The sequence below is a fragment of the Thermosynechococcus sp. M98_K2018_005 genome (assembly GCF_015295825.1).
GTDB lineage: Bacteria > Cyanobacteriota > Cyanobacteriia > Thermosynechococcales > Thermosynechococcaceae > Thermosynechococcus.
This window is the reverse complement of record NZ_DVEH01000037.1, coordinates 1-17717: the sequence shown is the minus strand read 5'-3', so window position 1 is coordinate 17717 and position 17717 is coordinate 1. Positions and strand designations below refer to the sequence as shown.

The 17717-nt window shown below is 53.8% G+C and carries 17 protein-coding genes and 1 pseudogene; 8 read left to right on the top strand and 10 right to left on the bottom strand.

The window, feature by feature from the left end; translation table 11 throughout:
- Positions 1–12: 12 nt before the first annotated feature.
- The 3 genes from IGQ15_RS04815 to IGQ15_RS04805 form a co-directional block, all read right to left on the bottom strand.
- Positions 13–1158 carry an NDP-sugar synthase gene (locus IGQ15_RS04815; protein WP_297049132.1) on the bottom strand — a complete coding sequence of 382 codons (1146 nt, stop codon included), beginning with the start codon at positions 1156–1158 and terminating at the stop codon, positions 13–15.
- A 127-nt stretch (positions 1159–1285) separates the two neighbouring features.
- Entirely contained in the window at positions 1286–1981 is a 696-nt protein-coding gene (locus tag IGQ15_RS04810; protein ID WP_297049130.1) for a helix-turn-helix domain-containing protein, read from the bottom strand.
- Between the two features lie 101 nt (positions 1982–2082).
- Positions 2083–3117 carry a PstS family phosphate ABC transporter substrate-binding protein gene (locus IGQ15_RS04805; protein WP_297049128.1) on the bottom strand — a complete coding sequence of 345 codons (1035 nt, stop codon included), beginning with the start codon at positions 3115–3117 and terminating at the stop codon, positions 2083–2085.
- Between the two features lie 150 nt (positions 3118–3267).
- On the opposite strand from IGQ15_RS04805, the gene IGQ15_RS04800 reads away from it, so the two are divergent.
- Both IGQ15_RS04800 and IGQ15_RS04795 read left to right on the top strand, forming a co-directional pair.
- Positions 3268–4449 carry an aldo/keto reductase gene (locus tag IGQ15_RS04800; protein ID WP_297049153.1) on the top strand — a complete coding sequence of 394 codons (1182 nt, stop codon included), beginning with the start codon at positions 3268–3270 and terminating at the stop codon, positions 4447–4449.
- 101 nt (positions 4450–4550) lie between these two features.
- Positions 4551–4940 carry a hypothetical protein gene (locus IGQ15_RS04795; protein WP_297049126.1) on the top strand — a complete coding sequence of 130 codons (390 nt, stop codon included), beginning with the start codon at positions 4551–4553 and terminating at the stop codon, positions 4938–4940.
- Here IGQ15_RS04795 and ispD read toward each other — a convergent pair.
- A complete protein-coding gene (gene ispD / locus IGQ15_RS04790) occupies positions 4937–5644 on the bottom strand; it encodes a 2-C-methyl-D-erythritol 4-phosphate cytidylyltransferase (RefSeq protein WP_297049124.1) in 708 nt (235 codons plus the stop codon). The genes IGQ15_RS04795 and ispD overlap by 4 nt on opposite strands.
- A 51-nt stretch (positions 5645–5695) precedes the next feature.
- The gene (gene dnaA, locus IGQ15_RS04785) at positions 5696–7057 is read right to left on the bottom strand and encodes a chromosomal replication initiator protein DnaA (protein ID WP_297049122.1); all 1362 of its coding nucleotides are present in this window, start codon (positions 7055–7057) and stop codon (positions 5696–5698) included.
- Between the two features lie 179 nt (positions 7058–7236).
- On the opposite strand from dnaA, the gene rpmH reads away from it, so the two are divergent.
- From rpmH to IGQ15_RS04760, 5 genes and pseudogenes are all read left to right on the top strand, one after another.
- The gene (gene rpmH / locus IGQ15_RS04780) at positions 7237–7374 is read left to right on the top strand and encodes a 50S ribosomal protein L34 (RefSeq protein WP_011056450.1); all 138 of its coding nucleotides are present in this window, start codon (positions 7237–7239) and stop codon (positions 7372–7374) included.
- A pseudogene (rnpA, locus tag IGQ15_RS04775) lies at positions 7374–7691 on the top strand (ribonuclease P protein component); the annotation flags it as partial. The gene rpmH and the pseudogene rnpA, both read left to right, overlap by 1 nt.
- Before the next feature lie 24 nt (positions 7692–7715).
- Positions 7716–8123, top strand: a complete 408-nt coding sequence (locus IGQ15_RS04770; protein WP_297049152.1) for a PH domain-containing protein — start codon at positions 7716–7718, stop codon at positions 8121–8123.
- A gap of 35 nt (positions 8124–8158) precedes the next feature.
- Positions 8159–9364, top strand: a complete 1206-nt coding sequence (gene yidC / locus IGQ15_RS04765; protein WP_297049120.1) for a membrane protein insertase YidC — start codon at positions 8159–8161, stop codon at positions 9362–9364.
- A gap of 8 nt (positions 9365–9372) precedes the next feature.
- Positions 9373–9909, top strand: coding sequence for a R3H domain-containing nucleic acid-binding protein (locus IGQ15_RS04760; protein ID WP_297049118.1), 537 nt, complete (start codon positions 9373–9375; stop codon positions 9907–9909).
- Here IGQ15_RS04760 and IGQ15_RS04755 read toward each other — a convergent pair.
- On the bottom strand, positions 9856–10740 hold the full coding sequence (locus tag IGQ15_RS04755; RefSeq protein ID WP_297049116.1) for a glutaminase: 885 nt from the start codon (positions 10738–10740) through the stop codon (positions 9856–9858). The genes IGQ15_RS04760 and IGQ15_RS04755 overlap by 54 nt on opposite strands.
- A gap of 8 nt (positions 10741–10748) precedes the next feature.
- On the bottom strand, positions 10749–12737 hold the full coding sequence (locus tag IGQ15_RS04750) for an Rne/Rng family ribonuclease (RefSeq protein ID WP_297049115.1): 1989 nt from the start codon (positions 12735–12737) through the stop codon (positions 10749–10751).
- 540 nt (positions 12738–13277) lie between these two features.
- Between IGQ15_RS04750 and hpnH the strand changes: the two genes are divergently transcribed.
- The gene (hpnH, locus tag IGQ15_RS04745; RefSeq protein WP_297049113.1) at positions 13278–14288 is read left to right on the top strand and encodes an adenosyl-hopene transferase HpnH; all 1011 of its coding nucleotides are present in this window, start codon (positions 13278–13280) and stop codon (positions 14286–14288) included.
- Here hpnH and IGQ15_RS04740 read toward each other — a convergent pair.
- The 3 genes from IGQ15_RS04740 to IGQ15_RS04730 all read right to left on the bottom strand — a co-directional run.
- The gene (locus IGQ15_RS04740) at positions 14285–15517 is read right to left on the bottom strand and encodes an ABC transporter substrate-binding protein (protein ID WP_297049111.1); all 1233 of its coding nucleotides are present in this window, start codon (positions 15515–15517) and stop codon (positions 14285–14287) included. The genes hpnH and IGQ15_RS04740 overlap by 4 nt on opposite strands.
- Positions 15518–15527: 10 nt before the next feature.
- Positions 15528–17057: a YifB family Mg chelatase-like AAA ATPase gene (locus IGQ15_RS04735; protein ID WP_297049150.1), complete on the bottom strand. Its 1530-nt coding sequence runs from the start codon at positions 17055–17057 to the stop codon at positions 15528–15530.
- Between the two features lie 172 nt (positions 17058–17229).
- Positions 17230–17717, bottom strand: a 488-nt coding sequence (locus IGQ15_RS04730) for a hypothetical protein (protein WP_297049109.1), incomplete at its 5' end; no start/stop codon positions are given.

Genomic DNA, 17717 nt, shown 5'->3' with positions numbered 1-17717 from the left:
GTAGAGCAAGGTCTAGGACACAATCTCCTTCAATTCCAGGGGACTTGGCTGGATATCTGTTTGCCGTGAGTCAGTAATCAACCAATCAAGGGCAGCGGCCTTCAGATCAATCGTCGTACCTGTTTTATCAACACAGTAGCGACCAAAGACCAGCTTATCCACAAGACGAACGTCAGAGCCAAGGCGAGAATATTCAAAAATGACACAGTTATCGACGACCGCACCACTGCAAATGTGGCAATTGGGACCAATCATTGTCGGGCCAATAATGGTGGCTCCATCTTCAATCTTCGTCATGCCGCCAATGTAGACCGGTCCTTGGATTGTGACCTTATCCCAATTAACCGCCACATTCAGCCCTGTATAAATGCCGGGGAACTGCTCATGGCCGGGAATCGAAACATTCTTAATTGTACCGTCGAGAACGCCGCGCACCGCCTGCCAGTAGTCGGGGACTTTACCAATGTCAATCCATTCAAAGTCCATCGGCAACCCATAGAAAGGGGCCCCCATTTCCACCAGTTTCGGGAAAAGCTGACTGCCAATGTCGTATTCCTGATTGGAGGGAATATAGTCGATAATTTCTGGCTCAAAAATATAAATCCCCGTGTTGATATTATTGCTTAGGGCTTCTTCGACACTGGGTTTTTCTTGGAAGGCAACAATGCGATCGCTCTCATCGGTGACAACAACGCCATAGCTCGAGACATCCTCTTTGGGCACTGTTTTCATAATCACGGTGGCGATCGCCCCCTTTTGGCGGTGCCAAGCCACGGCTGCTGTCAAATCCAAGTCAATCAGGGCATCGCCGCACAAGACAACAAACGTATCGTCAAAAAAGGGGTGAAAATCTTGAATTCGCTTGATCCCCCCTGCAGAACCTAGGGCTTTCCCCACCAGTTCACCGTCTTTAATATAGCCTTCAAAGGAGTAGGCAATATCTACCCCAAAGCGCTGCCCGTCCTGAAAGTAGCTTTCAATTTCATGGGCGAGGTGGCTGACATTGACCATAATCTCGGTAAAGCCGTGCTGGCGGAGGAGTTCTACGAGAAATTCCATCACGGGCTTTTGTAAAATTGGGATCATTGGCTTAGGAATAGTGTATGTAATCGGGCGTACCCGCGTGCCTTTTCCAGCCGCCAAGATCATTGCTTTCATATCGGTTTTACCCAATCTACGAACACTTCAAGGGAGACAGCCCCACTCATAATGACAACCCTTTTCTATGGTGATTGAACCCTATCTTCCATCCCTATGAAAAGAGCAGTATCCCCCCTAGCTTATCTCAATCAAGAGCATACACCCGCCCATGGTACAGCAAGCGGGTAATCCCTTTGGACTGAAGATAGCTGCGCACTTTGCGCAGCATTTCGCCGTCGGGTACCTTGACGACTGTCTTGCGCCACTGCACATCATTAGCCTTATAAAGGCGTTGATTTTGCTGAGAATAGCGGAGAGCCACGGGGCGGCTGTCGAAAATGGGTAGGGTACTTTGTTGCGCTTCCTCACTGGAGAGGGCGCCTAAACCGCGAAAGGCTTCTAGGGGACGGGTGAGCAGTTCCGCGCGCCGATCCACGACAACATAACAGGGACGGGGGAGCACCGCTTCTGCAAGGGGAATGACTTCCACCGACTGCACCACTTCTACATCGGCGAGATCAGGTAAGGGAGTGTCCCCCTCGAGTTCCTCGTCATCGTCATCTTCGAGATCGTCATCCTCTTCATCGCTGTAGTCATCCTCATCGAGGACAACGGCCTCTACCGTTTCTACATCTTCTTCTACATCCTCTTCCTCTGACATTTCATCCGTTGTGGCCACGGCCAGTAGCGGAGCCGCTTCGTCTTCCATTTGTTTGATCACACGCCGAATGGTGTTTTCACTAACACCAAATTCCGCTGCCAGAGCTTTGATCGTTTGTCCGGCAGTGTACTGCTGAAAGACACGCTGGCGTTCGCTGTCACTGAGTCGCTTGTAGGTCATGGATTCAGATTAAGAAGCAGGTGGCAAGATCTATATCTATTATCTGGGGTGGCGGTGCCAGAATGTTGATTTTGGCCAAAACCCTGTTCAGTGGGCGATCGCTAGCGCAGGCGCACAAACCCTGCCTTTTCAATGGCCGCTTGTCCTTGATCCGTAAGCAAGAGGTCAGCATAGGCACGACCGGCTTTGGCATCGAGGCTGTTATCTTCCTTGATAATCACAAAGAGGCGGCGGGTGATTGGATAAGTCCCGTCTTGAAATACACGGTGATTCAATTGGTTACGCTGTTGGGGACAGCGCTCTGGAGGAACGTAAGGTTCCTGATAGGGAGGCACATATTCATCCTTTTGGCGGCCAAGGGGAAGTGGGCGGATAGTACACTGCCCCACCACCTCTGGGGCAGAGGCATAGTAAATACCCCCCAGTGTCGCGGCGACGCGCCGTAGGCCATTCGTGGTATCGCGAACCATGACTACAGTGCTGCTCATAGGCTGCTGTCCCAGCACCTCTTGAATAAAGTACTCAACCGTACCACCATCTTCGGGACGGCGAGAGAAGAGGGTAATCTTTAAGCTTGGACCGCCCACCTGCTGCCAATTGATTATTTTACCTGTGTAAATGTCCACAATCTCTTGTACCGTTAGTCCAGGGATGCCCAGCCTCGGATTGACGGCGATCGCCAGCCCATCAATAGCAACGGGAATTGCAGTTAATTTCACGCCCTGAGTCGCCGCCTTGGCTAACTCTTCGTCCTTGAGGGGACGGGAAGATTGCGAGAAAGACAATTGATTATTCAGTAACATACGGATACCGCTGCCCGACCCCGGCGTTCCTGTGGGGGGATCGACATAGCGTAGTCGAAAATTGGGCCAAGCAACTTGCAGCAGCGGATCCACATCGCGGCGAATGGGTGCCCAAGTGGTGCTACCGCCATAATTAAAAAGACCACTGGGAACATTCTTCACTTGGGTAAACGTGGATTGACCCTCGGTTCCGAGATTGAGACTGCCATTGCCAATGATGTCGCCGTTATTGATCAGGCGAAGCACCAGCACTACACCAATGCCCAAAAGGCCGAGGGTAGCCAGCAGGGAAAGGAGTAGGGGCAGGAGAGAATTACTTTTCCCTTGGGACATACAAACATAATTGCTGTCATTTTTTCTAGCCTAGCGCAAGGGATATTCTGGGTACTCTCTTTAGTGCCGTTGCCTCAGCCCCTAATGCCCCCGTTAGCGAAGGATCGGGAATTCCGCAACAATGGTGAAGAAACGTTTCTTGAGTTGACTATGCGCTACCGTCGCTTTGGTCGTACCCAATTACCAATGCCTGTCTTTTCCTGTGGCGGCATGCGCTATCAGTTTTCATGGCAGGATGTCAGTCCGAGTACAATTCCTGAGGACAATCAACGCAATTTGGAGGCAACGATTTGCCGTGCCGTTGAACTAGGGATTAACCATATTGAAACTGCCCGTGGCTATGGCACCTCAGAAGTGCAGTTGGGCAAAATTTTGCCTCGGCTACCTCGGGAAAAACTGATTGTGCAAACCAAAGTGGGCCCGCGACCCACCGCCAAGGAATTTCGGGAAACCTTTGAAACCTCTCTGCGCAATCTGCGGCTGGACTACATTGATTTGCTGGGAATCCATGGCATTAACCTACCCGAGCATCTAGAACAGGTGCTGCGACCGGGGGGATGCCTAGAAGTGGCACGGGACTTGCAAGCGGCAGGAAAGATTCGCTTCATTGGCTTTTCTACCCACGGCAGCTTAGAGGTGATTCGGCAAGCGATCGCCAGCGATGTGTTTGACTATGTCAACCTGCATTGGTACTACATCAATCAGCAGAATTGGCCTGCCATCCTCGATGCCCAAGCCCGTGATATGGGCGTCTTCATCATTAGCCCTGCGGATAAGGGGGGAATGCTCTACAACCCCCCCCAACGCCTTGTGGAACTGTGCGCTCCCCTCAGCCCGATGGTCTTTAACGATCTGTTTTGCCTCTCCCATCCTCAAGTGCATACCCTGAGTGTCGGTGCTGCTCGCCCCAGTGATTTTGATGAGCATCTAAAGGTGCTAGACCTGTTGGATCGGGCCGATGAGATTTTGCCGCCGATCTTGGCACGGCTGGAGCAAGCCGCCATTGAGCGTTTGGGGGAAGACTGGTACCACACTTGGCATGACGGACTGCCAGACTATCGCCACACCCCCGGTGAAGTGAATATCCCCACCATTCTCTGGCTGTGGAATCTGGTGCAGGCCTACGATTTGCTCGAGTATGCCCGTATGCGCTATAACTTGCTTGGCAACGGTGGCCACTGGTTTCCGGGGGCCAATGCGGCACAGGTGAAACACTTAGAACTAGCCCCCTGTTTGCAAAATAGTCCCCATCGGGAGAAAATTCCAAGGATTTTGCAGGCAGCCCATGATCTGCTCAGTGGCACTCCTCGGCAGCGATTATCTCAATCCTAAGGATAGGGGAGATTCCCCCAGCAAATTGCGGACAATTCCCCTAGGCGATCGCTCTGTGTGCCACCGACAATATAAGGTATCAAGGGTAAGAGGTCAACACCATGGATTTCATCTATCACCTCAGCAATGCCAGCCTTACCCTGCGGGTTGTGCAATTCTTGCATGAATACGCCAAGCTACCACTACAGTTTGTTACAGTTATTCATCAAGTGGATGGGTGGGTGGTTCGCATCAAAATGCATTTGCCCCTCTCCGACGAAGAAGCAGGGAATTTCCGCGCCTTCTTGAACGAATTGGGATTCCCCTACACGCCAGGGATTTCGCTGAAAATGGCACTGTGGGCACTGGAAACCGGACAGTCAATGGTGGATGTGATGCGCCGCTATCAAGTGGCGATCGTTTCCCACGGCTACCCCAACTACGATGACATCGAAGTGTTTCGCAAACAGTTTATTCAAGGCTTGGGCTATTGCCCTGAAACCTTGGCTTAGGAGGCTATCACTCTTTGGTCTTGCTTCTGGCGATGCTGCAAGAGTCGTTCTGCAAGGGGGAGATCGCTGGGAGTCGTTATCTTCAGATTCGTTTCCTCACCTAAAACAATGTGCACCGCATAGCCGAGGCGTTCAAAGAGGGCAGCATCATCCGTGACTTCCCAGCCTTTAGCCACCGCCATTTCATGGGCAATACGCAAGGGTTCGACGCGAAAGCCTTGGGGAGTTTGAGCCGCCCACAGGGAGTCTCGCTCTGGGGTTTGGACCACAACCCCTTCGCGATTGACAATTTTAATTGTATCCTTGACCGGCACGGCCGCAATCAGTCCCGCATAGGTCTCTAGGGCTTGGGCACAGCGGTTTATCAGATCGGGGGTCGCAAGGCAGCGAGCACCATCGTGGATCAGCACCTGCTCAGCCGCTTCCGGAAGTGCCTGTAACCCATTAAAAACGGAGGCTTGGCGGGTCTCACCCCCTTGAATGAGCTGGACGGGCTGCCGTAGGTTCAAGTCCCCAAGGAGTGCTTCCCAAGTGGGGAAGTCCTCTGGCTGGCCAATAACGCCGATCCATTCAATCGCTTCCGCAGCAGCCACCGCTGCCAAGGTCCATGCCAACAGGGGTTTGCCCAAGAGTTGCAAGCGCAGTTTATTATGGCCTGCCCCCATGCGTTTACCCATGCCGGCGGCGGGAATGAGGATATGCATTCATACCTCTTTCAAGACTATTTTTATCTTGGCATAGGAAGGCTCTGGGCCCTATGGCTCTGTGGGACGACTGGCCAAATTGATGCGATCGCTGAGTTGTCGCAGCAGGCTGCCCATTTCTGGATCCGTACGTTGCAGTTCAGCCACCTTGTCACAGCTATACATGACGGTGGTGTGATCCTTGCCGCCAAACTCTTCGCCAATTTTCGGCAGGCTCAAGCCGGTGTACTGGCGCATCAGATACATGCCCACTTGACGCGCCATGCTAATTTCGCGGCGGCGGGAGTTGCCCTTGAGATCACTAATGGACACATTCAGGGCTTCAGAGACCACATTGAGGATCACCTCTGGGGAGGTCTCAATTTTGCGGATGGCTGGACTCAGGACGGGGGCAATATTTTCCACCGTCATCGGCAACCCAGAGATGGAAATGTAGGCCACCGCTCGAATCAGTGCCCCCTCTAGTTCCCGAATGTTGGAAGTGTAGCTGGCGGCAATATATTCAATCACATCGCGGGGCAGGCGGATATTCTCGTACTCCGCTTTTTTCTGGAGAATGGCCATACGGGTTTCCAAGTCGGGGGGTTGAATATCCGCTATCAGCCCCATGGAAAAGCGGGAGCAGAGGCGCTCTTGCAGGCGGGGAATTTGACTGGGGGGGCGATCGCTGGCCAAGACCACCTGCTTACCGGCCTCGTGCAGCGTGTTAAAAGTGTGAAAAAATTCCTCTTGGGTGTATTCCTTGCCCTCAATAAATTGAATGTCATCGACGAGCATTACATCCACCGCCCGATAGTGCTCGCGAAAGCTCTGCATACTGTCTTTGCGGATGGCGGCAATCAAATCATTCGTAAACTGCTCGGTCGAGACATAGAAAATCTTGGCATTGGGGTCGATTTCTAAGCGATAGTGACCGATCGCCTGCATGAGATGGGTCTTGCCCAAGCCAACACCGCCACAGAGAAAGAGGGGATTAAACTCCCGCCCCGGTGATTCCGCTACCGCCAAGCAGGCCGCATGGGCCATGCGGTTATTGGGGCCAACGACATAGCGGGAAAAGACATATTTAGGATTCAGTTCACTGCCGCGATGACGAGCCGGAGGGGGGGTGGCCTCTACTTCAGCACGACTGGTGGGGCGAATGCTGGTGTCATGCTCTGCCCCTTGGGCGATCGCCAGCTCAATCTCCACCGCCTCACCAACAATTTCCCGTGCCACATCGGCAATGGTTTTCAAATAGTACTTTTGCAGCCAATTGCGGGCAAAGGGATTGGGGGTGCAAATCGTAAGGGTCTGGCCATCAAAGGACTGCACCGTTGCTGTCTTAATCCAAGTTTCAAACGTCGGGCGACTGAGCAACAGTTGCAAACGCTCCAAAATTTGGTGCCAGAGATCTTCGGCAGAGCTAATCACGCAAACCTCGTCCGTAGGATGTGAGCAATGATAGGCAACACGACCAAGACGGCAATAGCCTTGCAGGGCTACCGCTGCCTCACGGGAAGTGATACGATTGTAGATCGCTCTAACGACTGACTAGGGCGTGCCCCTTGGGGCAGTGTTTTTTCTGATCAACCATCATAACTGCAACAGCCATGACGCAACGTACACTAGGCGGCACTGTCCGCAAACGTAAACGCACCTCTGGGTTCCGCGCGCGCATGCGTACCAAATCGGGTCAGAACGTGATTAAGGCACGGCGGCGTAAAGGACGGGCACGGCTCACCGTCTAGTGCTGCCTCGTCAACATCGCCTGCGCGATCGCCATGATTTTGACCGCGTTTATCAACACAAAACCGCCCACCACGGCAAACTGGCCGTTCTTTGGCTGGCGCCCCAAGCCGTCAAGGCAGCACCACGGCTGGGCATTGTGGTCAGTAAAAAGGTCAGTAGGCGAGCCGTTGATCGCAACCGTTTGAAGCGGCAATGGCGACGGGTGATCTGCCCCCTCTTACCGCAGATAGCCGCAGGGTGGGATATGATTGTGGTAGTGCGTCAGGCGGCACTGCACGTGAGTGACGAGGACTGTCGCGCTGAATTGACGCAGTTAATGGCCAAAGCCGGGGTACTGACAATGCCGGGAATTTCCGAAGACGTTTTCTACGAAGGCGGTCCCCATTGGGGTGACTTAGTGATTAACTTGCTGTTGGGGCTAACGGTGATTTGTCTGCCCCTTACAGTCGGTGCCATTGTTCGTGCCCTCTGGCTGCGCTACCGCATTACAAATCGGCGGATTACGGTGATAGGCGGCTGGATGGGGCGCGATCGCTCCGATGTTATTTATAGCGAAATTACTAAAGTCGTCACCGTTCCTCGCGGTTGGGGCGCCTACGGCGATATGGTCGTCACCCTCAAAGATGGTAGCCGCTTAGAAATGCGCGCTGTCCCCCGCTTCCGTGAAATTTACACCTATATTTCTGCCAAATTGAGTCCCGCTGCCAAAAGTGTCAGTGGCGCGATTGGTTCTAAAGACCTAAGATAGTTCTGTTAACTGTTCACCCCTAATTGCAGGATTCCATGGATTTTGGTATCGGTTTCCTCTCCAACAATGTCATGCTGCCAATCCTTGATTTTTTCTATGGGATTGTGCCGAGCTATGGCCTTGCGATTGTGGCGCTGACATTGGTGGTGCGCTTTGCTGTCTATCCCCTCAGTGCGGGATCAATTCGCAATATGCGGCGCATGAAAGTTGTGCAGCCAATCATGCAAAAACGGATGCAGGAAATCCAACAGAAATACAAGGATAATCCTGCCGAACAGCAAAAGGCAATGGCAGAGGTGTATAGGGAGTTTGGCAATCCCTTAGCGGGGTGTTTCCCCCTGCTGTTGCAGTTGCCGATTCTCTTTGCCCTCTTTGCGACGCTCCGTGGATCACCCTTTGCCGATGTGAATTACCAGATCAACCTGCAAATTGTCCCCCCCGATCAAACTGTCTTAGCCCAGCCCTTTGCCACTAAACCGCAAAATATCTACGTTGACGAGGGCATCCACTTTCCTATTCAGGCGGTGGTTCCCAGCGGTACCAAGATTCCAGTGGGCCAAACGGTGCATCTCCAGTTCCAAACCAAGGACGGAAAACCCTTTAGTGAACTGGCCGCCGCCTATCCCAATAGTCACCTGCAACCCAAGTGGCAAATTATTCGTGGTCAAGAGCGGGCAACCATTGATGGTGAAGGGCATTTGCAAGCCCTGCAACCCGGCGATGTCACTGTACAGGGAACGATTCCGGGGATTGCCGCTGATAAAGGTTTTCTCTTTATTTCTGCCCTTGGCCATGTGGGTGCCATTGATCAAGGGGAACTATTTCTCACGCTGCCGGATGGTACACGCCAGTTTAATTGGGGCGCAATCCACTGGGATATCCTAGTCATGATCCTTGGCTTTGGCGTCAGTCTCTACGTCAACCAGTTGCTCTCTGGCCAAGGCAGCAGCAATAACCCGCAGCAGCAAACTGTAAATCAATTGACGCCGATTATCTTTTCTGGAATGTTCCTCTTTTTCCCGCTGCCGGCAGGGGTGCTGCTCTATATGCTGATAGCCAACATCTTCCAGACGGTGCAGACCTTTATTCTCCAACAGGAGCCGCTGCCAGAGAACCTGCAAAAACTGGTGGAGGAGCAGGAACGGGCTGAAGCCATTAAAAATCGGGCTGCTCTTCCCTTTGAGGGCAAGGGCGCTAAAAGTGCCAAGGCCACCAAAGCCAAGCGTAATCCATCAAGTTGAGGGGAGGCATGACCGCTGATCCAATTGCTGCGGGGTGTGCGTGGCTCGAACAGGCGCTTGCTTTAGCAGGCTTTAAGACAACTGTTGCCGTGGTGGAATCTCCTTTAGCAGGTGTGGTGCCGGGGCACTGGCTAGAAATCGATCGCCAGCCCCTGAGTGCTGCACAAGTTGAGTCCCTGCTGGCCAACAATGCCCAAGCTCTTGATGCCTTGCAATATCTGCTCAATGCTACGTTGAATTTAGGGCGATCGCGGGAGGAGCAAACAGCTTTTACCTTGGAATTGGCGGGCTATCGCCGTGCCCGTTATCGCCAGTTGCAGGAGATTGCCCATCAGGTGGCGGCCCAAGTCCTCGCCAGCGGTAAACCCGTTGAAATTCGCTCCCTGTCAGCGGCAGAGCGGCGCGTCGTTCACAGTCTGATTAAAGTAGAAAGCGATCGCCTTGAAACCTTTAGCCACGGTGAGGAACCCGATCGCCGCTTGGTGGTGCAGTTAGCCCAAGGGACTGAGGCCGAGGTGGCGGCTGATGCGCTGGAGCAAGTATAGACCCAAAATCGAGTTGCCACTGCGATCAAGGGGTGGACTGTAGCAGGCGATCGCCCCCTGTCGCGGCACAATGGCCAAAATCACACCGCTGACACCCGATTTCACGGGCAAGCCAATCTCTAGGGCATAGCGGGGGGAGTCCTCGTAGAGGCCACAGGTGAGCATGAGCACATTCACCTGCTGACGATGGCGATCGCTGACCTTGGCATGGGGCAGTGCCAATAGAAGACCCAAGCGCGCCACTTCCTCAACTGTTCCTTGGAAACAGCACACCTGATTGTAGATCTCAAGGGCAACCGCCCCATCGGCAATGCGTCCAGACTCCACTAAGAAGTGGGCAAGGGTGCGATTTTGCCAGTTGGGATGGCGATAGACTGCTGCTAACGCCTCCTGATCCACCCGCAACTGTGTACCAGCACATTCATTGAGCCAAGTCTGAAAGACTGCGACACCGCCAACATGAGCCAACTGGCTAGCAAGGGCGATCGCCCCACTATTAATCATGGGATTGCGGGGCCACCCCTGATCCAGGGTTAACTGCAACACAGAGTTATAGGGGTAATCTGAGGGTCGCTGTCCCACCCACGTCCACACCTGCTCCTGCCACAGTGTCAAGGCATACAGCAGCAAGAAGGGCTTAATTGCACTCATCAAGGGAAAGCGCAAACTGGAATGCCCAAGGGTAAACTGTTGCGCCGGGGTCACCACCGCAAAGGCAAAGGCCTCAGACCCCACCCTCGGCAGCCGCTGAAGCGGTTCCCCCTTGGGAATTTCTGTTGCAGCCGCCTCAAGCCACTCTTGGATGAGGGCAGGATGGAGTTGCCCCAACATTCCCGCGCCTAGGCGTTGGCATCAAGGGAGAGTTGCTCGCTGCTGGTCACCCGTCGCCGTCGCCGCCGACCTGCAGGCACAGAGGCTTCCGGGGTGGATGCTTCCCTGCCGGCTTCAGTCTCGGTCGTGACTTCTGGCTCACTGGTATTGAGCAGCGCATTGACCGGAATCGGCTCGACATTCATCGTGCTGGCCACCGGGAAGGGCGGCTCATCAGCAGTCTCTGGGATATCCTCAGGCATTCCCTCACTGACGGGTCGTGCGGTTTTCTGGGGCAGGGGTAGGGGGTCTTGGCCGGGGCGGGCCACCATAACAATCGTTCCCCGAGGATTCTTCACCTCCTCAGAGTGCAGCACAAGGGGTGAAATTCCCATTTCCGCATAGACCGCCTGCTCTTGATCCGTCATTGTTACGGTAATCACTTCCGCTGGTTCAGAACGGTTCGGACGGGCAGGGCGCGGCGGCCGGCTCTCCACTTTAACCACTGGCGGCGGCGCCGTTTCTGTAGGGGTGGTAATCACCTTGCGGCCATTGCCATTTTCAGAGGCACGGCGCGGACTGCGGGGGGTTGGTGGATGACTACTGCGGGAAGTACGCGGGCGAATACCCCCCACCCCTTGATAGTCAGGGTGGTTAATGAGTTGGGTTTCTAGACTGCTACTGGCAAAGCCATTGGGTTCAGTGCGGGATTCTAAACTGCGGCGTGGCTCCGGTGGACGCGGCATGGGCGATCGCTCGACAATTTCGCCGGGGCTATCTTCCGGTTCACCGGGTAAATGCACCAAGTGACCCAGGCCACCACAGGCACTACAGGGGCGGCCAAAAAGTTCATAGATATTTTGCCCTTGGCGTTTGCGGGTCAGTTCCACCAGCCCCAGTTCTGAGAGTTGAGCAATTTGGGGACGGGCTTTATCAGCACGCAGGGCTTTACTAAAGTGCTCCAGCAGTTGCAACTGGTCGCGGCGGGAATCCATGTCAATAAAATCCACAATGATTACGCCAGCAATATTGCGCAGTCGCAGTTGGCGAGCAATCTCCGTAGCTGCTTCGCAGTTCGTCCACAGCACTGTTTCCCGCGAGGTGGCTGAACTGGTGAATGAACCGGAGTTGACATCAATGACCGTCAGTGCCTCTGTCGGTTGAATGATAATATAGCCACCGGAGGGCAAATCCACACGGGGTTTCAGGGCTTCACGAATGGCAGCATTTACCCGAAAGTAATCCAAAATGGGAATGGGTTCTTGGTGATAGTCAATGAGAACCCCCACGGGCTTATTGACATTCCAGTTTTTCAGGTGCTGTTTGACCCGTTTAACCCCATCGGGCGTATCCACCACAATGCGGTTAACATCACTGCTATAGACATCCCGCAACACTTTTTGGATAAAGTCATCATCGCGCCCCAGAAGCTGAGGAGGACGGCTGGAGGCCGCCTGCTGTTGGATGGTTTCCCACTGCCGTTGCAGAAGTTCCAGATCCTCAAGAATGGCCTCTTCGGAGACACCCTCGGCCTCTGTGCGCACCAGTAGCCCCATGCCCGCGGGTTTGACCAAAATGCCCAAGGCACGTAGCCGATGCCGTTCGGCTTCATTGGTAATCCGTCGCGATAGATTCACCCCCCGACCATAGGGCATCAGCACGAGATAGCGCCCGGGCAACGAAATATTTCCTGTCAGCCGTGGCCCTTTGGTGCCCGTGGGTTCCTTCATCACCTGAACCAGCACTTTTTGCTGCGGTGCGAGCAATTCCGTGATTGCTCCAGCCGTTCGCTTCAGGCGCAATGGGCCAAGGTCAGTGACATGGATAAAGCCATTACGGGAGGCATCCCCCAAGTTGACAAAGGCAGCATCAATGCCCGGTAGGACATTTTCAACCACGCCAAGGTAGATGTCCCCCACCTGATGGGTTCCCGTAGCCACGATTAATTCTTGAATTTGATCTTCGGCAAAGACCGCCGCTAGCCGATGTTCCTCGGCAATAATAATTTGCTTAGGCATTCATTATCCTTAGAATTTCTTAACAAAACAAACGTCAGCATGAATTGGCTAAAGGCATCTAGCACAGTGTTTAGCCACTCTTGCCCCTGTAAGGGACGCGTGCAAGTTTGGCTTTAAGATGGTTGGGAAAAGGGTTCCTGTAGAGGTGGGTTGGCATTGGAACGCGGAACGCAACTGTGGTGATACCTAAAAAGCTCTGCACGATTTGCAGAAGGAAAAGATGTCACCCCATGCCAGCCTTGATGAAAGTTGATGCTTAACCTTTGATCTCTTAAGCTATGGAGGTTAAGCAAAAGGGATTTTTCTACAGTACCTTTAATGGTCTCTGATTATAGGTATCTCTGTCAAGATTGGCTAGGGGATTTTGCAAAAATTTTCACTGTCGCTGCCCCTACCCTCTTGAGCACGAGCATAGTGTGCCACTTTGCAAACCTGATAGGACACTTTGGCGATCGCCCACAAAGCTGCTACAACTATAAACATCTCAACATTGATTAAGCGTCTTGGCTAGAAAATTAGCCACATTGAGGAGAATTGCCCATGGGAGTCCACATCAAGCAGGCAGTGGAAGTCGCAACTTATATCATCTCACAACGCCTACAGGGCAAAAAGCGCTTTCCCCTCACCTTGATGCTTGAGCCTCTCTTTCGCTGTAATCTGGCCTGTTCGGGCTGTGGTAAGATTCAGCATCCCCTTGAAGTCTTGCGCAAATATCTCACCCCAGAGGAGTGCTTCCGCGCCGTTGAAGAATGTGGTGCGCCGATTGTTGCTATTCCCGGTGGCGAACCCCTGCTGCACCCGCAAATTGATGAAATTGTCAGTGGCTTGGTGGCACGGCGGAAGTTTGTTTATCTGTGTACCAACGGAATTCTTCTAGAGGAAAATCTCCACAAGTTCAAGCCCTCCCCCTACTTTAGCTTCAGCGTTCACCTCGATGGTCTGCGGGAGTGGCACGACAAATGCGTGGATCGTCAAGGGGTCTTTGACACAGCTGTAAAAGCCATTAAAGCAGCCAAAGCCAAGGGCTTCCGTGTCACCACTAACACGACAATTTTTGAAGGGGTGGATCCCAAGGAAATGCAGGAATTCTTTGATTTTGTGAGTTCTCTGGGGGTGGATGGCATGATGATTTCGCCGGGCTATGCCTATGAGTGGGCACCAGATCAGGAGCACTTCCTCAAGCGGGAGCAAACCCGTGCCCTCTTCCGTGAAATCCTCGCCCCCTACCGTGCGGGTCAAAAGAAATGGAACTTTAACCACAATCCCCTATTCCTTGATTTCCTTGTGGGTGAAAAGGACTACGAGTGCACCCCCTGGGGCATGCCCAGCTATAGTGTGTTGGGTTGGCAGAAACCCTGCTATCTCCTCAATGAGGGGCATTACAAGACTTGGAAGGAACTGATTGAAAATACGGAGTGGGAGAAGTATGGCCACAAAAGTGGCAATCCCAAGTGCCGTGACTGCATGGTGCACTGTGGTTATGAGGCCACTGCTGCTATGGATGCCTTTAATCCAGCTAATATGGTCAAGGCGGCGGGCAGTTTGTTCTAGCGCGGACGCATGAGTTGCCAACGCCGTTCTGCGGCTTCTACAGCGGCTTTGGGGGTTAATTTGCCAAGGAGAACACTTTCGATCGCTCGCCCAAGGGTTTGGGAAAAGCGGGCATAGCCACGGAAGTTGGGACGCGCCCGAGCAGTGGCCATCTGATCTAGAAAAACACGAAGCGCAGGTTGCTGCCCCACAAAGGCCTGATAGCGATCGTTGGTACGCACCCGTTCATTCACGGGCAAATACCCTGTGCCCAAAGCCCACTCCGTTTGAAATTCTTCACTGAGAACGTAGTCCAGAAAGGCTAGAGCTGCCTCTTCCCGTTGCGGTGTTGAGCGAAAGACAAAGAGATTTTCGCCCCCCAGTGCGGTTGCGGCGGTCTTGAGGGCGGGCATGGGTAGGACGCCAAAATCCACCCCCGACTGTTGTAGTTGTGCTAATGTCCAAGGCCCTGTAATCTGCATCGCCACCTCGCCACGGATAAATTGATCTAGTTCATAACCACGTTCCGGGGCAGAGAGTGTCGCTAAGCCCTCTTGTCGGAGGCGTTGCCAAAAGTCAAGGGCTGCGATCGCGGGTGGTGTGTCAATGTGGGCGCTTTCTGGCGTTTCGCCGAGACTGCCACCAGCGCTCCAAAAAAAGGGCAACCATGTGAAAACGGCAAATTCCCCTTGGCCAAGGGCAAGCAGGAGCGGAGTGATGCCCTGTGCCTTTAGGGTTTGGCTTACCTGCTCTAATTCCTGCCATGTGCTAGGCAGTGTTTTCACTCCAGCGGCAGCCAATAAACTGGGACGATAAAAAATCCCAATGTTGTTGGTGGCAAAGGGAATTGACCAGTAATGGTCGCCATAGCGCATTGTTGGTCTCAGGGCAGGACTGACTTGATCGTGGTAGGGGGAAGCTTGCCACCAGTCATCGAGGGGACGCAGGGCACCCAGATCAACAAACTGCCCCGTAATCGTAGGGTTATACCAAAGCAGATCTGGTGCGGCATTGCCCACCACTGCGGCCAGAATTTTTGGTAACTGCTGGTCGGGTTGGCCAACGTAGAGGGCTTGGACATGAATCTGGGGATGGCGGGCGTTGAAGCGATCCACAAGACGCTGGAGTACCACACGGTTGGGGGGTGGGTTGACCCCATGCCAGAAAATCAGTTCAATGGGCTTCTCGGATTGGGTCCCCGTTGTACAGCCGATGAGCAGTAGAGCTAGGAAACCCAGCAGTAGCGTCAACCAGCCAGGTCTATTGCAGACGATCAATCGTGCGGTATTGAATGGCTTCGGCCACATGGGCAGCGGCAATCGTTTCACAGTCGGCCAGATCAGCAATGGTACGGGCTACTTTTAGGATACGGTCCGTGGCTCGCGCCGAGAGCCCCAGTTGGGCGATCGCCCTTTCTAGGAGATGGGTCGAAGTCTCATCTAAACGACACCACTGCCGCAGATGGCGGCTTTGCATTTGGGCGTTGCAGTGGACAGTGGGTTCTTGGGCAAATCGCTGTTGCGCTCGCGATCGCGCCGCCAAGACCCGCTGCCGTACTGTGGCTGAATCTTCCCCTAGGGTTTGGCGAGTCATTTCCTCCGGCTTGAGGCGGCTGACACTCACTTGTAGATCAATGCGATCCAACAGAGGGCCAGAGAGCTTTGCCCAGTACTGTTCTCGCTGGCGCGGCGAGCAGGTACAGGGTTGCACTGGATCGCCATAATAGCCACAGGGGCAGGGATTGGTGCTGGCCACCAAGGTAAATTGCGCCGGGAACACTACGGATTGGCGGGTGCGGGCAATGGTGACTTGGCCATCCTCAAGGGGCTGGCGCAAAAATTCCAAGACATCCCGCTTGAATTCGGTCAATTCGTCGAGAAAGAGCACGCCGCGATGGGCAAGAGAAATTTCCCCCGGTCGCGGATAGCTACCACCGCCGACAAGGGCAGGGCCAGAGGCAGAGTGATGAGGACTGCGAAAGGGGGGGTCTTGGATCAATTGACCGCGTTCTTTAAGCAAGCCAGCAACGGAGTGAATTTTGGTGACTTCAAGGGCTTCGTCAAAGGTCAAGGGCGGCAGGATCGTTGGTAACCGCCGCGCCAACATTGTTTTACCACTGCCCGGTGGCCCGACAAAGATGAGATTGTGCCCGCCCGCAGCCGCAATTTCTAGGGCACGCCGCGCTTGATACTGCCCCTTGACGTCCTTGAGGTCAACGCTAAAACGAGGAGAGGGGGGGGCATGGCAACTCAGGGAATTGGCTGCTGGCGATCGCGAGCTAGGGTCATTCAAAAAGGCTGCAACTTCGGCAAGGGTGTGGCAACCGTAGACCTTTAGCCCCCGCACAACTGCTGCTTCCGTGACATTGGCCATGGGTACCACGAGACCGGTCATTCTTTGGGCTTGCGCCGCAACGGCGATCGCCAATACCCCTGCCACCGGTTGCAAGGTGCCATCGAGGGACACTTCGCCGAGAAAGAGATGGTCGCCGAGTAAATCCGTTGCAACCTGTCCTGAAGCGGCTAAGATGCCAATGCTAATGGGGAGATCAAAGCTAGGGCCTTCTTTACGTAAATCGGCAGGGGTGAGATTAACCACAATGCGCCGCATCGGGAAGCTAAAACCCGCATTGCGAATCGCTGCCTTAACGCGCTCCCGTGCCTCTTGTACACCAGCATCGGGCAGACCGACCACGACAATCCCCGGCAAGCCGCCAGCAACATCCACTTCAACGCCGACGGGAATCGCGTCAATTCCTAAGACGGCAGCACTCCAAACCCGTGCCAGCATAGCGTCAAAGTCAGAAAGAGCACCGGCGACTGGCCGTGTTTCGTCTCGGTGCTCTTCACTGGTTCGCTCCTCACACACTTAATGACCTTAGCAGATGTATCGCTAATTTGTCACTATTGCATAGGAATTTTCATGAAGTTTATTTGCAAAACCCCAATTTCTGTGTCCAGTCTTAGCGCAAACTCCCTAAGGTATGCCGCCAAGCCAACTCTTTGTTGATAATTTCGAGCGATCGCTGCTCGGTGCCACTGAAGAGGGGCGTAATGGTTTCGAGAATTTGTGCCAACAGCGGTGCTGCATAGTTCCCCGTTGAGCGTAACAAATGGGCATAGTAGCGAAACTGGGCTTGACCTTGGGCATTGCGATGAAAGGCCAACACCTCGGCGGTTGTCAACTGCCACACGGGCGTATTCACGGGCACCACAAGGGTGGGCATCCCCTGGTGGCCATAGGTTCGATCTGCCGCAGTAACCAAATGACCAATCAGGGCAATCCACAGCAGTGTGCGGGTTTCACTGACTAAATCGGGACTGAGAAAGGTGTCGGCATGGGTGGTGAGGCGAGGGCTGATGTGATGGAACTGGGGATTCAACAGTTGAGAGTTATAAATGACCCCGACCGCCCAGTGGCGCTGCTCATCCTCAAGCTTGACAAAACGAC

What these genes read in the sequence shown, in the direction of transcription:
- IGQ15_RS04815 (WP_297049132.1), bottom strand. Translation starts at nt 1,158, where the DNA reads ATGAAAGCAATGATCTTGGCGGCTGGAAAAGGCACGCGGGTACGCCCG.
- IGQ15_RS04810 (WP_297049130.1), bottom strand. Translation starts at nt 1,981, where the DNA reads ATGACCTACAAGCGACTCAGTGACAGCGAACGCCAGCGTGTCTTTCAG.
- IGQ15_RS04805 (WP_297049128.1), bottom strand. Translation starts at nt 3,117, where the DNA reads ATGTCCCAAGGGAAAAGTAATTCTCTCCTGCCCCTACTCCTTTCCCTG.
- IGQ15_RS04800 (WP_297049153.1), top strand. Translation starts at nt 3,268, where the DNA reads ATGCGCTACCGTCGCTTTGGTCGTACCCAATTACCAATGCCTGTCTTT.
- IGQ15_RS04795 (WP_297049126.1), top strand. Translation starts at nt 4,551, where the DNA reads ATGGATTTCATCTATCACCTCAGCAATGCCAGCCTTACCCTGCGGGTT.
- ispD (WP_297049124.1), bottom strand. Translation starts at nt 5,644, where the DNA reads ATGCATATCCTCATTCCCGCCGCCGGCATGGGTAAACGCATGGGGGCA.
- rpmH (WP_011056450.1), top strand. Translation starts at nt 7,237, where the DNA reads ATGACGCAACGTACACTAGGCGGCACTGTCCGCAAACGTAAACGCACC.
- IGQ15_RS04770 (WP_297049152.1), top strand. Translation starts at nt 7,716, where the DNA reads ATGCCGGGAATTTCCGAAGACGTTTTCTACGAAGGCGGTCCCCATTGG.
- yidC (WP_297049120.1), top strand. Translation starts at nt 8,159, where the DNA reads ATGGATTTTGGTATCGGTTTCCTCTCCAACAATGTCATGCTGCCAATC.
- IGQ15_RS04760 (WP_297049118.1), top strand. Translation starts at nt 9,373, where the DNA reads ATGACCGCTGATCCAATTGCTGCGGGGTGTGCGTGGCTCGAACAGGCG.
- IGQ15_RS04755 (WP_297049116.1), bottom strand. Translation starts at nt 10,740, where the DNA reads ATGTTGGGGCAACTCCATCCTGCCCTCATCCAAGAGTGGCTTGAGGCG.
- IGQ15_RS04750 (WP_297049115.1), bottom strand. Translation starts at nt 12,737, where the DNA reads ATGCCTAAGCAAATTATTATTGCCGAGGAACATCGGCTAGCGGCGGTC.
- hpnH (WP_297049113.1), top strand. Translation starts at nt 13,278, where the DNA reads ATGGGAGTCCACATCAAGCAGGCAGTGGAAGTCGCAACTTATATCATC.
- IGQ15_RS04735 (WP_297049150.1), bottom strand. Translation starts at nt 17,057, where the DNA reads ATGCTGGCACGGGTTTGGAGTGCTGCCGTCTTAGGAATTGACGCGATT.